The following is a 13,731-nucleotide window of genomic DNA, read 5'->3' as shown; positions in this document are numbered from 1 at the left end:
GCAAATTCTGCTAGTTTAATAGACGCTCCTAATGATTATTAAGTTGCGAAAAATCGCCAAATTTTGGACGAGAAAAAGCAAAAGGACGCTCCCTACCGTTTTAGCGGCAGGTGCATCCTCTGATTTTTGAATGGATATGCGTTGCAATTTTCCAGGTGAGTCTGGCTTTTAAGGCTTAGGATTCGGTGTTGCTCATGTCTTCCTGAATACTTTTCAGATCACGCAATCGACTCTCATCCTGGCGGAAATATTCTACCAAAGACTCGATGCAGGTAATGGAATCCCAGCTCAGATGGTGCTCAATTCCTTCGACATCCTGATAGATATTTTCCTCCTGAACACCAATGGTCGTTAAAAACTGTTCAAGCAGATGATGGCGCTCCATCAAACGTTTGCCCATCTTTTTGCCTTTTGGCGTAAGCACTAGCCCGCGGTACTTCTCATAGATCAGGTACTCGTCTTTGTCCAGCTTTTGGATCATCTTCGTCACCGATGAAGGATGCACTTCCAAACCTTCAGCTATATCAGACACACGAGCATAGCCCTTTTCATCAATTAATTTGTATATACGCTCCAAATAATCTTCCATACTGGGCGTTGGCATCTGCTTCCCTCTCTTCTCTCTGACCGGCAATATTCTTGCCTGGTCCCTATCTTATAATGATACATGTTATCAATACGCATTGGCAAGTCCTGCACAATTCCTTCACTACTTACTGACCGTAAAGCGCTTTTCAGACCTCATTTTCCGTTACCATTGCGCAAGTATTGGTAAGGGTGACTTATCCCCAAACGAGGCAAACTAAGCAAGGTTCCGGATTGAAAGGAGTGATTTCGTGAGTACAAGTGTAGCGCATCCACCCGTTCGCAAAACAAAAGGCACTAAACCCTTTATTCCCGATTTGGTGTATTTTGAACCCGGTGCGCTGGAATATGAGAAAGGTAAAAGGATTATGGAATGGGTCACCTCCAGGGATATTCCTTATCAGATGACGACATCCCATAATCGAATCACCAATCTCCCTGGCGAAACGGAACAAGAAAAGTACCGAATGGCCAAGCGAACCCTTGTTGTCGGCGTGCGTAAAACACTTAAGTTTGACCAATCGAAGCCCTCAGCCGAATATGCCATTCCCATTTCCACAGGCTGTATGGGTCACTGTCATTATTGTTATCTTCAAACGACACTTGGGGCCAAGCCCTATGTCCGTGTCTATGTAAACACCGAGGAGATCATTCAGGCTGCCAAAGGTTACATTGAGGAACGTGCGCCTGAAATTACCCGTTTCGAAGCAGCTTGTACATCCGATCCCGTAGGACTGGAGCATATTACGGGAAACCTCGGTGACCTGATTCGTTTTATGGCGGATGAGGAACACGGACGACTTCGCTTTGTGACCAAATACCATCACGTTGAGCCTTTATTAAACATCAAGCATAACGGACACACTCGTATCCGTTTCAGCGTGAATTCCGATTATGTGATCAAAAATTTTGAGCCAGCCACCTCACGGTTTGAAGAGCGTATTGAAGCTGCAGGCAAAATAGCTCATGCCGGTTATCCGCTCGGATTCATTATTGCCCCAATCATGTGGTATGACGGATGGGAAGAAGGATATTCTGAGCTTTTACAAAAGCTTGCCGATACACTTCCTGAAGAAGCAACCAAGGATCTAACCTTTGAGATGATCCAGCACCGTTTTACCAAAACGGCAAAAGCTACCATTGAGAAGCGATATCCCAAAACCAAGCTGGAGATGGATATCGAAAAGCGAAAAATGAAATGGGGCCGATGGGGACAGTATAAATATGTGTATAAGGATGATCAGCAGGATGCCCTGCGCGAGTTTATTGCTGAGCGCATTTTTGAGCATTTCCCACTGGCCAACATTGATTATTTCACCTAAGCGTAGAGCTGGCCCTTATATTAAAGAACCTTTGATTAAAAAAGCAGGTTACATGGACCAGAATCAATCTGGGCTCATGTAGCCTGCTTTGTTCTTATTTGGAATAATCCATGAATAAAACAACCACTCGTTGATGGCTATATAAGGTTATATAATCATCCAGTCTGGTGTTATCTGCTGTAACCAGATCGTTATTTTGGTCATCTGATCCGTAAATAACAGCACACCAAGGAACAACATTAATGCGCCCCCGGCTTTCATCATGATATTGGAATAACGCAAGATCCAGCGGGTAGAACCGATGAAAAAGGCCAGAATGAAGAAAGGTAACGCAAAGCCGGCCGTGTAACCCGTAATTAATGCCAACCAGGTGGTTGGTTCGCTCGCAGCCATCGCGATGATGGCAGTCAAGATCGGTCCAATGCAAGGTGACCAGCCTGCTGAGAAACCAATGCCAAAAATAAATGAGCCCAAGTAACCCGCTGGTTTCCATTTCATATCCATCTTACGCTCTTTCATCAGAAACTGTGGTTTGAACAACCCCAGCAAGAATAAACCCATTAACATAATCAAAATCGCGGATAATTGACGAATAAGATCACGGTTATCATTGAAAAATTGACCAAATAATCCGGCTCCCAGCCCCAGCGAATAAAACACAGCCGAGAAGCCCAAAATAAACGCCAGCGTATGAGTCAATGTCTTGAAGCGAACTTCACGCTGATTGCGTTCATCCTTTAACCGTTGTACTGTCATCCCCGTAATGTAGGAAAGATACGAAGGATACAGCGGAAGACAGCAAGGCGATATAAACGAAGCTAATCCTGCTACAAAAGCCAGCCACACATTAACATCAGGCATGAAGCGGATATCTCCCTTCCCTGGGGGCTCACTTGCTTACGTTCAAAATCAGGCTCGGAACCCTTTTTTTCCAATCATCGTAAGAATCAGCATCATGATAAGCAGAAGTACAATCGTTGCTCCTGGCGCAAGGTTCCAGATCCCGGCCACAACCAGTCCAATAACTACGGCAATTTCGCCAATAACCACAGACAATATAATCGCCGATTTGAAACTTCGTGCCATCAGTAAGCTTACAGCTACCGGAATGGTCAGCAATGCCGATACCAGCAATGCGCCGACGATTTTGATCGCCGTACTAATGACAAGGGCTGTCATTACGGTAATCAGCATATTCAGCAGTTTCACAGGCAACCCGGTAACCGCTGCGGCATCCTCCTCAAAGCTGAGCAGGAAAAACTCCTTATGTAACAACGCTACAACGATGACCACGATCAGCGTGACCACACCAACCAGCTTCAAATCCGTGGAATCCAGTGTATAAATACTGCCGAACAGGTAACTCATAACATCTGTATTATACCCTTTGCCCAGCGTGAAGAACAACGAAGCCAGCGCCACTCCACCGGACATGATGATCGCAATCGATAATTCGGCGTAACTCTTATAGGCCTTACGCAGTTTCTCTATGGCAAATGATGCGAGCACAGCAAATATCAGCCCCACCGCAATCGGATACACTTCGATAAGGAATCCGAGTGCAACCCCGGCTATAGTTACATGAGACAGAGTATCGCCGATCATGGATAAACGTCGCAGCACCAGAAACAATCCGATCAAGGGTGCTGTGATGCCAATTAGCAATCCCCCCGCCAGCGCCCGCTGAAAAAAATCACTCATTAAAATTTCCATAACACACACGACTCCTTCGGCCTTGCTCTAATCTGGTTGTGTACTCGCTCTAACGAACCTGGGTGGTGGTATGCTGCAAATTCGTCTCGGCACAGTCTTCCACCTCATGGGAATGACGGACATGGAAATGTATCTTTCCGTTCGTCACCGCTGCTTTTGAACCGAGATAACTCTCCATCCGGTCCATATCATGTGATACCATCAGGAATGTCATCCGGTGGTGTTCATGCATATGGGTAATGAGTTCAAAAAAGCTGGCCTGGGACTCGGCATCGATGCCCACCGTCGGTTCATCCAGAATCAGCAGATCAGGGTGATTAATAAGTGCCCGTGCCAAAAACACGCGCTGCTGCTGTCCGCCAGACAATTGTCCGATCCGTTTGTTCGCCAAATCCTCAATCCGCATCACCTGCATAGCATCTGTGCACTGCTGATGACATTTACGGGACATGCGACGGAACATATTCTTGTTATTGTACAAGCCGGACATGACTACTTCCCTAACCGTTGCAGGGAACAATGGATTAAACGCATTTTTTTGCGGAACATAACCAATCCGTTCCCAATCCTTGAATCGGCGAATCGACTGTCCGAACAGCTTGATGTCTCCCTCGGCTGGAGGCAACAGTCCAACCAACATTCGCAGCAATGTCGTTTTGCCCGCCCCGTTTGAACCGATAATCCCGACAAAATCCCTTTCCTGGACCATAAAATCAAGATTTTCGATCACTCGCTGGTCACCGTAGGAAAATGATAGTTTCTCGATCTCTATAATTGGATCATGACACAATGGCATGATTTGCTGCATGGCAAAGCCGCCCTTCATTATATATAAGGATTTCAAACGAATCCTTCAGTCTATCTTATTTTAATGCGATCAGCAGATTTTGCAAATTTTTCTCCATCAGGGTGAAATAATCATCCCCGTTTGTGACCTGTTCTTTGGTTAAACCTTCTACAGGATTCAGGACCATTGTCTCTACTCCCGCTTCATTGGCGAGGGTTTTTGCCAGTTTGTCAGATACCAGCTCTTCGAAGAAAATGTATTTAATCCCTTCATCCTTCACCAGCTTAGCCAAATTCACAATATCTTGACCTGTGGGCTCCGCATCTGGAGAAAGTCCCATAATGGCATGCTGGGTTAACCCATAATCACGTGCTAGGTAACCAAAAGCCTGATGCGAAACGACAATTTCCTTGTTGGGAACGTTGGACAATTCGTCCGTAAAGTGCTGATCCAGCGTTTCCAGCTTGCTCCGCAGCTCTTCATAGCGTTGTTCATATCCTTCTTTATGGGCAGGGTCTACTTCAACCAGGCTGTTTTTGATATTTTCAGCCATTATCATTGCCGATTTGGGACTTACCCATGTATGGGGGTCCACATGATGGTCTGCAATATCCTCTGCGTTAGCTTCATCAGCATGTTCGTCACTATGTTCATCGACCTGTTCTTCACCATGACCGTGTCCATCATCACCCTCAGCAGTTAATAGAGTAACCCCTTCACTTACTGCAACTGACTTCACCTTGGTATCGCTATTCAGTGACTTCAGGAAGTTGGGGACCCATCCTTCCAGGCCTGCACCATTGTATAGGAATAACTGAGCTTTGGATGTATTCACAATATCTTGGCTCTTCGGCGTCCAATCATGTGGTTCAACACCTGTTGGCAGCAAATTAATGACATTCGCATCGTCTCCGCCAATTGTCGCAGTAAACGCATAGACAGGATAGAAGCTCGTGATCACATTCACTTTACCTTCCACCAGCTTGGCACTCTCTGAATTATTACTCTGACCGCATGCCGACAATATGAGCAAACTAAGAACAAGCAGACCGCTGAGCATCCATTTCATCTGTCCTCTTCTACCTGTTGCTAGAGTCCGGTTTACCTTGTCTAGATTTCTTCCATTATAAAATTTCACTAGTATTCACTCCGCATCTCTTAATCGTAAACATTACTGAAAGAATTATAGGTAACCTGCACGAACTTGTCAAGCCGCTCTGTCCTATTCATTCTTTCCTTGAGCACGGAGTTCATAACAGTATATGCTTGTTTTCTTCGCATCAGATCTGATTTCGTCCAAAATAAAAAGTGACCCGATTTTCATTAGGCCACCTTATATTACAGCGATACAAACTATATATTGGTTACAGGGTCAAAGTCCTATTTTACTTGTGCGCCATTAGGCATGTTGTCCGGTACCGTTGCCAGTGTAAGCTGGTCTCCGTGGGATGCTGCCAGGATCATGCCTTGGGACAGTTCACCGCGCAATTTCACAGGCTTGAGGTTCGTGACACAGATGACTTTGCGTCCAACCATATCTTCTGGGGAATAAAACTTCGCAATTCCCGATACAACCTGACGTTGCTCATAGCCAAGATCCAGCTGCAGTTTCAGCAATTTATCGGCTTTCTTGACCGGTTCACAGGCAATTACTTGAGCGACACGCAGTTCCACTTTGGCGAAATCATCAATACCGATCTCTTCTGTGCCTTCTGGTGCTGTGACGGGTTGAGCGGCTTCAGAAGCGCCTCCAGCATCAACTTGAGCTGCCCCAGGCTGCGCTTCAACTTTTTTGCCTCCAGTCATCGCTTCAGCAATATAAGCAATTTCCTGTTCAGAGTCCAAACGTGGGAAGATCGGGTCACCCTTCTGCAAAGCGTTGCCAGCCGGAATAACGCCCCATTGCTTCGCTGAATCCCAGGCCGTCAGTTCACCTTCCTGAATGCCGAGCTGTTCCCAGATTTTGCGCGGAGCACGTGTTAGGAACGGCTGCAAGAGGATGGAAGAAATCCGCAAGCTTTCAATCAGATGCGACATTACCGATGCCAGTTCATTCCGTTTTGCTTCATCACGAGCAAGAGCCCAAGGCTGAGTCTCGTCAATGTATTTGTTGCTGCGGCTCACAAACTGACTGATCGCTGTCAACGCTACGGAAAATTGCAGATTTTCCATGGCCTGCTCCACTTTCTCCACAACAGCAAGACCCGCTTCTTCAAGAGATGAATCGAATTCGGTCACACCGGAAGTAAACTCAGGCGCTCTGCCTTCGAAATATTTGTCCACCATGGCTACCGTACGATTCAACAGGTTTCCAAGGTCATTTGCCAGGTCGGAGTTCACACGCTCTACAAAGCTTTCTGGAGTAAACGTACCATCTGAACCAAATGGAACTTCACGCAGCAGGTAATAACGAAGTGCATCCAGACCATAACGGTCAATCAGGGTTACCGGGTCAACGACATTGCCTTTGGATTTGGACATTTTGCCGTCCTTCATCAACAGCCAGCCGTGAGCGAATACTTTCTTCGGTAAAGGTAGATCCAGTGCCATCAGCATAATCGGCCAGTATATCGTATGGAAACGAACAATTTCCTTCCCTACCAGATGTACATCCGCTGGCCAGAATTTGTTGTACAGCGATTCGTCGGATGATCCATAACCAAGAGCTGTAATATAGTTGGATAACGCATCAATCCAGACATATACAACGTGTTTCGGATCGCCTTTAACTTTGACGCCCCATTCGAAAGTCGTCCGCGATACAGCCAAGTCTTCCAGACCCGGCTTGATGAAGTTGTTAATCATTTCATTTTTACGTGACTCCGGCTGAATAAAACCCGGATTCTCTTCATAATATTTCAGCAAACGATCGGCATACTTGCTCATCCGGAAGAAGTAGGATTCTTCTTTTACCAGCTCCACCGGATGTCCGCTATCCGGACTTTTGGCCGAGATAATAACGCCCTTGTCATTCTTCTCCACATCAACCAGCTGGGTTTCCGTGTAGTAGGTCTCATCCGGGATACTGTACCAGCCTTCGTACTCACCCTTGTAGATATCCCCTTGTTTCAATAAACGGTCAAAGATATCCTGTACCACTGTTTTGTGGCGTTCTTCCGTAGTCCGAATGAAGTCGTCATTGGAGATGTCCAGCTTGTTCCACAGTTCCTTGATACCCACAACGATGTCGTCGATAAAGGCTTGTGGCGACTGTCCTTTCTCTTGTGCCTTGCGCTCAATCTTCTGACCATGCTCATCGGTTCCTGTCAGATAGTGAACAGCATAACCGCGCAGACGTTTGTAACGAACCATAGCATCACCCGCCACAGTCGTGTACGCGTGTCCGATATGCAGTTTGTCACTCGGATAATAAATCGGTGTTGTCAGATAAAATGTTTTTTGATCAGCCATAAATGACTTCTCCTCCTTCATATGGTCCTGCATTTTCATTGCTTGCTTTTGCCTAAAAAAGAACACAAAAAACTCCCGTCCCTATATGGGACGAGAGTTGCTCTCACGTGTTACCACCCAAATTCCCCGTGCTTTTCACAAAACACAGGCTCTGCCGGTCCTTCGACCGCCCATTAACGCTGGATCACGCCTCAGCCTTACGACAGCCCGTTCTAAATCAACGTCTGCACGCTCGAAAGAGGTTCCTCCGGGACCATATTCCATCCTCCTCCCAGACCGGTTCTCAGCTCATCCGGCTCTCTGCACTGGGGGTGTGTCTGTACTTATCCCTTCACTGGAAATCATATAGAAGTTGTTCAAAAAGTCCAATTTTGATTACGAATGATGCCTAAGGGCATCATCAGCATCGAATATGAAATTCAGCCGAAATGTCCGTTGCTCACGTAGTTTCCCTACGCTCCGCTACTCCATTTCTAGCTTCATCCCCTCTTCTTGGTACTGAAAACCAAACTTTTTGAACAGCTATACATACCAAAAATATACTGAAATACTGCCTCCTTTGTCAAGTGGACAGCAATTCTTAAATCAACTCAATCCTGCAAAAACAACCATTGGATCATTAATCGGATACCATCACAGACTTTTCTGCCTTCGGTGGCACCAAATCCACTCCGCCTGGATGAAACGGATGGCATTTCGCAATGCGCTTAGCCGCAAGCAGTGACCCTTTGAGCGCACCATGGACCTCAATTGCCTCCATAGCGTAAGCCGAGCAGGTAGGGTAGAAACGACATGTCGGCGGCTTCAATGGAGAGATATAGCTTCGATACACCCGAATGGGAGCCTGAACCAATCTGCGGGATAACTTCATCGTCAGTGCTTCCCGTGAGTGTGCTGATGTCCGGATGACACTTTGGCTGGCATATGTTCGGCACAGTCCTTACAGTACCCGAAAACTTCAAATTTATGATCGACGACCTGGAATTGCTCAGGCGCATCTGCAAGCTGCATCGGGCAAAAAACGATTGGATATGTCTTTTGGCATTTCAGACAAATCATATGGTGGTGGTGATGATCCTCACTGCAATGTGCTCTGAACTTCACCCCATCTTCAAAGATGACCTGCTCCAGTACACCCAATTCCTGCATGACACGCAAATTCCGGTACACCGTGTCAAAACTCAGTCCGCTGTAAGTCTTACCCATATATTCATAGACGTCCTTGGGTGTCAAATACCCGGGGGATTCGGCAAATAACCGGGCCAGTGTCTTCCGCTGATCCGTAATGCGGAGCCCCTGCGAGGACATGGTATTAATAATCTGTTCTGTCGACAGCATGACCTAAAGCACCTCCTGTCATACGAGCATTCTGCATAAATCCAAAGAGCGAATTCAATTCAGCAACACCTATATCGAAATGGGTCTATTCGTCTAGGTACTGTACCCGTTAGCGTGTGAAATCAAATTATGCAAAATGCTGTTACTTATGCTTGATTTATATACTACTAATAATGCCTTAAATGAAGTTCATAGTCAACGAACGGACCTGATCCCGCTGATTCTACAGTCACAATGAAAAAGGACCCCATAAACATGGAGTCCTTTCCTGACGGTTCAGATAATTAATCCTTCGGGCGACTTTTGGGGTGACAGGATATATAGCATATAAGCTTTCACTCCAAACCGTCCGTTTCTGGTGACAGGAGAAACAATTATTTCTCTGTCGGAAGCGGTGTGAACAGCAAGTTGACAGGAAGATTGCTTCCTGGTGCTGCGGAGAACAGAATCGTTACACTTTGACCATACGAGCCTGTACGATAGAGTACACTTTGTTCATTCGGAGCGCTTACGGATTTGCCGTTCGAAATCTGTACAACTTCTCCATTAACGAGCGCTACACCCGAGTATTTACCACCACGTGGGTTGAACGAGATTAAAGTGCGAGGAGCAACATTGTTCAGTGTAATTTTGTAGAGAACACCGAAGTTACCCGCGTTAGAAGCATCTGTATACGCCATTGGATCTGTTCCGACCAGATTCGGGTCACTTGCATTGTCGCCGAGCGGCAGACGTGCAGGCTTCGACCCCACTTCTTGGTCGTACGTAATGATACGTGTTGCATTCGGGTATGTTCCCCGGTTATGAACACCATCACGATCCAGAACAGGCAGGGTGGACCATACCGTCATCGGATCTTTATTTTCTTCGATCATGATAATGTTGTAATCCAGCCTGTAGTCGCTGAAAACATCAGAATACAGTGAAATAACTTGCCCTTGCTTCATAGGAAGAACACTCAATTCGGTCAGAATTAGCTTGCTCTCTCCAGGTTGGATGTACACTTTCTTTTGTCCCGTACCGTTCTGTATAGACTGGAACCAGCGATCAATGGACAATTTACCTGCCGCAGTTGCTATTGGTGACGGACCTGCAAAGCCCATGTTTTGCTGCTCTAATGTTGCTGCGTACATATTATTATTCGTAGCAACAACGTACATTTTCACGTTTTTGCCTGTATTGTTCACATGGTGAATCATGAAACGGGTCTGACCGATTGAAGACTCTTTGTACACAATCCCTTCAGAGTTAACGGTTTCCGGGCTGTTACTGCGAATCAGCACACTTTGCTCATCGTAATAAGTGTACGGAACTTTCTCAATGGCAGGAACTTCACTGCCGTTGAAGCTGAACTTATCACCTACCGGCGTGAACAACTGATTAAAGTCAGAGATAGTATACAGTGTTTCATTGGTGATATTAACATTCTTGGTATAGCTGTTACTAGCACCATGTTTGTCCGTAACGGTAATCGTTACCGTCTTTGGTCCCGGAACAAAGAATGCCAAAGCATTGTTTTCCCATTCTGTTTTCACAATGGCATTTTCATCATCGGTGCTTTGATCAATGTACGTGATCTTTTCACCCATTTTGTATTCTTCCTTGTCTGTCATAAACATCGCTACAGGAGGAAGATTGGGTTTCTGAACCTGAATCGTAACAGAGTACGGATCACTCCATTGTCCGCTCGAATCCTGGACAGCATACGTTACCGTATATGTACCTGGTTGATCAAACGAATCCTGACGGCCCGTCCAGCGCTCGTCTATAATGTCCAGTCCCTTGGGAGAGCTGGATTTAGTGTTGTATGTCACCGTGTCTCCTGCAAAAATCTCTTTTGGTACCGTGAAGCTGGCTACCGGTTTGGTACTCAGGTTCAGTACAACAGTCTTCGCAGACTGATTCACTTTATAAGTAATGTTGAGTGCCTGCGTAATCGACGTCAGTGGCACCATGAACGTATTTTTTTGTTGATAGGCAGGGCCCTTCATCGTTCTGGATTCACCGTTTACTGTGTAAATAGTGCTATTCGTTTTGAAGCGAAGCTCATCTTCGCCACTAATAATAATGGTTTCTTTGGTTGTATTGTCATATTTCACATCATATCCAACCCGATCAACCAGTGCGCGGATCGCTACATATGATACACCATTTTTAACAGCCATCGGCTGTCCTGCAAGATATGTTTTGCCGTCTTGCATCATTTTATTGCTATTCATGTAAAGTGTCAGATCTCCGCCTTTACTTCCGGCTACAGATTGACCGCTTGTAGATGGTTGCTCAACCTCAACCGGAGTCGTAGGTACTGTTGTTTCCTCTTCCGAACCCTCTTCATCAGCAGGGTCTGTAACAGGGTCAACCGGAGTAACATCTGTTCCCGTAGTTTCATTGGTCACCGGGTTTGTTCCTTCAACTTCATTGTTATCAGACTGTTTTGAATCTGACCCGGACTTTACATCCGATTCCGCGATGGTTTGTTCTTTCTTCACAACCTCCACGGATTTAACATTGGCTGTATTTGTTGTTGTTGTATCACTTTGATCGGCTGCTAGTACATTCGCTGGAATCGCTGCAAACGCTTGGAATACAGCTAAAGCGGTAAGTACGGATAATTTCTTCTTCAAATTCATTCTTTGTCTTTGGCTCCTTCTGCTCCCATTTTATAAATATCCCCCTCAAAAAGTCATACTATTAGACGCTTGCAGCCGGGAAAAGTTGCTAAAATTAATTGATAAGAATTGTAAACTTTTAATAGAGCGAAAATACTATGAAAATAGTTATCTATTATACTTTTCGATTTGGAGTGAAATCGGTTTTAAAACCTGCCGCAAATTCCAATAAAAAAAATCCCTCCAGGACATGGCTGAAAAAGCACCATGCCAAAGAGAGATGGATATCGAACTTGCTAACGCAAACTGACAGGTAAGCGTCCTGTCGGCTGCAATTCACCTGTTAAGACAAGAGACAATGCGCGAACCACTGCAGGAGTATTCTCGTACGTACATATATAACTTCCCGGCGTCGGAATCTCCAATAGATCATATGGATTACGCAGAGCGACTACAATCAGGGAATACTTCTCACTAAGTTTTTGAACCAAATGATGCTGTCCTTTCGGAAGATGCCCTGCGGAAGTATAAGTACATATGATAATTTGATCATCTTCCGACACATTATTAAGGATCAGGTCCGCTTCATCATAGGTCGGCTGTGTCGTTATTTTATGCTCCCGAACTCCGCCTCTCAGCTGCGATAACGCCACGCCAAGTGAATCTGTATGAGACCAAGGTTCATCCACTTCTGTCCGTTGCACAACTTCAGGCCAGATGACATACACATTTTTTTCAGGGTCTAAAGGAAGTAATCCATCATTATGAACCACAGTAATGCTATTGGAGGCGATCTCATCCAACGTGGATTCGATAGAGGCCAGCGACTTTGGTAATTCATCTTTTTCTATTGTTGAGAAATCGACACCATCTTCATCGGATCGATCAGGTACAGCATCATCCTCTTCCATGGAAACAAACGTATGCTCCCACTGACCACAACGCGCTGTCTTCCATGAAATAATACGTTCCAATGCCTGATTTATGGTTGCTTCTTCAATTCGCCCAGTGCGAACGGCTTCAACAACGGCTTCAACAGCAGAGACTTGATCTTGCAGTGTATGACTGACCAGAATTAGATCAGCACCTGCCTCTACAGCACGAATGGCTGCCTCGGCCACACCATATGGCTTGGATATCGCATGCATTTCCAGACAGTCTGTAATAATAATGCCGTCAAAGCCCATTTCCTCGCGTAACAGACCCGTCAATACTTTACGGGACAGTGTAGCTGGAATCGGCTCCGGTTCAATCGCCGGAAAGATGACGTGAGCAGTCATAATGGCATCCACTCCAGCCTCAATCGCCCGACGGAACGGTAGAAGCTCCACCTGATCCAGCCTGCTACGTTCATGAGGTACGGTGACCATACCGAGATGTGAATCCACCGCTGTATCTCCGTGTCCGGGAAAATGTTTGGCTGTCGCAGCAACACCTCGGGACTGATATCCTTTGATGGCTGCTGCGCCATGATCAGCTACGCTCTCCGCATTCTCGCCATAGGAGCGCACCCCAATGACTGGGTTCAGAATATTGTTATTCACGTCTAACACGGGAGCAAGGTTCATATCAATACCGATGCTTTTCAACTCATGACCCAAAATTTGAGCACATTCGAGGGTATAGTCCGGCTTACCCGTTGCTCCAAGCGCCATGTTCCCTGGCACCTGGGTTACTCCCTCTTTGTCAATCCGGGCCACCATACCACCCTCTTGATCCACGGAGATCATCAGAGGCAATTCCCCTGCTTCCGCCGCAATTGCTTGCAAGTCGGCAGACAATTGATTTAGCTGGTCTACGCTCTCCACATTCCGTCTGAAATAAATGACGCCTCCAACATGATAATTACGGATCAGTTGATTGATCTGTTCATCCGCATGCTGTCCATGGAACCCACACATAAACATCTGCCCTACCCGCTGTTCCAACGAAAGCTGATCCATCGATTTCATATGCATGCTTCCCC

Annotated in this window: 11 protein-coding genes; 1 reads left to right on the top strand and 10 read right to left on the bottom strand. The window is 46.0% G+C overall.

The genetic code is table 11. From position 1 onward, the window contains the following. Positions 1-175: 175 nt before the first annotated feature. Positions 176-604, bottom strand: coding sequence for a transcriptional regulator MntR (gene mntR, locus QP794_RS20285; protein WP_024631015.1), 429 nt, complete (start codon positions 602-604; stop codon positions 176-178). A gap of 232 nt (positions 605-836) precedes the next feature. Between mntR and splB the strand changes: the two genes are divergently transcribed. After that, positions 837-1,907, top strand: a complete 1,071-nt coding sequence (splB, locus tag QP794_RS20280; RefSeq protein ID WP_285078630.1) for a spore photoproduct lyase — start codon at positions 837-839, stop codon at positions 1,905-1,907. A gap of 147 nt (positions 1,908-2,054) precedes the next feature. On the opposite strand, the gene QP794_RS20275 is transcribed toward splB, so the two are convergent. From QP794_RS20275 to nagZ, 9 genes are all read right to left on the bottom strand, one after another. Next, positions 2,055-2,768: a cytochrome c biogenesis CcdA family protein gene (locus tag QP794_RS20275; protein ID WP_024631017.1), complete on the bottom strand. Its 714-nt coding sequence runs from the start codon at positions 2,766-2,768 to the stop codon at positions 2,055-2,057. 48 nt (positions 2,769-2,816) lie between these two features. Continuing rightward, a complete protein-coding gene (locus QP794_RS20270) occupies positions 2,817-3,620 on the bottom strand; it encodes a metal ABC transporter permease (protein WP_024631018.1) in 804 nt (267 codons plus the stop codon). 49 nt (positions 3,621-3,669) lie between these two features. After that, a complete protein-coding gene (locus QP794_RS20265; RefSeq protein WP_285078629.1) occupies positions 3,670-4,446 on the bottom strand; it encodes a metal ABC transporter ATP-binding protein in 777 nt (258 codons plus the stop codon). Positions 4,447-4,483: 37 nt separating this feature from the next. Beyond that, positions 4,484-5,476 (bottom strand): metal ABC transporter solute-binding protein, Zn/Mn family, encoded by a 993-nt coding sequence (locus tag QP794_RS20260; RefSeq protein WP_285078628.1) that lies wholly within the window; start codon positions 5,474-5,476, stop codon positions 4,484-4,486. Positions 5,477-5,787: 311 nt separating this feature from the next. Then, positions 5,788-7,839, bottom strand: a complete 2,052-nt coding sequence (gene metG, locus QP794_RS20255) for a methionine--tRNA ligase (RefSeq protein ID WP_285078715.1) — start codon at positions 7,837-7,839, stop codon at positions 5,788-5,790. Between the two features lie 598 nt (positions 7,840-8,437). Beyond that, entirely contained in the window at positions 8,438-8,689 is a 252-nt protein-coding gene (yidD, locus tag QP794_RS20250; protein ID WP_053784390.1) for a membrane protein insertion efficiency factor YidD, read from the bottom strand. Positions 8,690-8,691: 2 nt separating this feature from the next. Further along, positions 8,692-9,156, bottom strand: coding sequence for a Fur family transcriptional regulator (locus QP794_RS20245; protein WP_079349492.1), 465 nt, complete (start codon positions 9,154-9,156; stop codon positions 8,692-8,694). Between the two features lie 374 nt (positions 9,157-9,530). Further along, positions 9,531-11,786 carry a stalk domain-containing protein gene (locus QP794_RS20240; protein ID WP_024631024.1) on the bottom strand — a complete coding sequence of 752 codons (2,256 nt, stop codon included), beginning with the start codon at positions 11,784-11,786 and terminating at the stop codon, positions 9,531-9,533. 275 nt (positions 11,787-12,061) lie between these two features. Beyond that, positions 12,062-13,717: a beta-N-acetylhexosaminidase gene (nagZ, locus tag QP794_RS20235; protein WP_285078714.1), complete on the bottom strand. Its 1,656-nt coding sequence runs from the start codon at positions 13,715-13,717 to the stop codon at positions 12,062-12,064. Between the last annotated feature and the right edge of the window lie 14 nt (positions 13,718-13,731).

Origin of the sequence: Paenibacillus sp. UMB7766-LJ446 (assembly GCF_030226665.1) — a bacterium.
In the GTDB taxonomy this organism is placed as follows: Bacteria; Bacillota; Bacilli; order Paenibacillales; family Paenibacillaceae; genus Paenibacillus; species Paenibacillus vandeheii.
Note: the sequence above shows the minus strand (reverse complement) of the source record. Positions and strands in the feature narration are given on the sequence as shown.

Excerpts from the sequence above, each read along its gene's own strand:
- QP794_RS20260 (WP_285078628.1), bottom strand. The coding sequence starts at position 5,476 with ATGAAATGGATGCTCAGCGGTCTGCTTGTTCTTAGTTTGCTCATATTG.
- QP794_RS20270 (WP_024631018.1), bottom strand. The coding sequence starts at position 3,620 with ATGGAAATTTTAATGAGTGATTTTTTTCAGCGGGCGCTGGCGGGGGGA.
- metG (WP_285078715.1), bottom strand. The coding sequence starts at position 7,839 with ATGAAGGAGGAGAAGTCATTTATGGCTGATCAAAAAACATTTTATCTG.
- nagZ (WP_285078714.1), bottom strand. The coding sequence starts at position 13,717 with ATGAAATCGATGGATCAGCTTTCGTTGGAACAGCGGGTAGGGCAGATG.
- QP794_RS20245 (WP_079349492.1), bottom strand. The coding sequence starts at position 9,156 with ATGCTGTCGACAGAACAGATTATTAATACCATGTCCTCGCAGGGGCTC.
- QP794_RS20275 (WP_024631017.1), bottom strand. The coding sequence starts at position 2,768 with ATGCCTGATGTTAATGTGTGGCTGGCTTTTGTAGCAGGATTAGCTTCG.
- QP794_RS20265 (WP_285078629.1), bottom strand. The coding sequence starts at position 4,446 with ATGAAGGGCGGCTTTGCCATGCAGCAAATCATGCCATTGTGTCATGAT.
- QP794_RS20240 (WP_024631024.1), bottom strand. The coding sequence starts at position 11,786 with ATGAATTTGAAGAAGAAATTATCCGTACTTACCGCTTTAGCTGTATTC.
- mntR (WP_024631015.1), bottom strand. The coding sequence starts at position 604 with ATGCCAACGCCCAGTATGGAAGATTATTTGGAGCGTATATACAAATTA.
- yidD (WP_053784390.1), bottom strand. The coding sequence starts at position 8,689 with ATGAAGTTATCCCGCAGATTGGTTCAGGCTCCCATTCGGGTGTATCGA.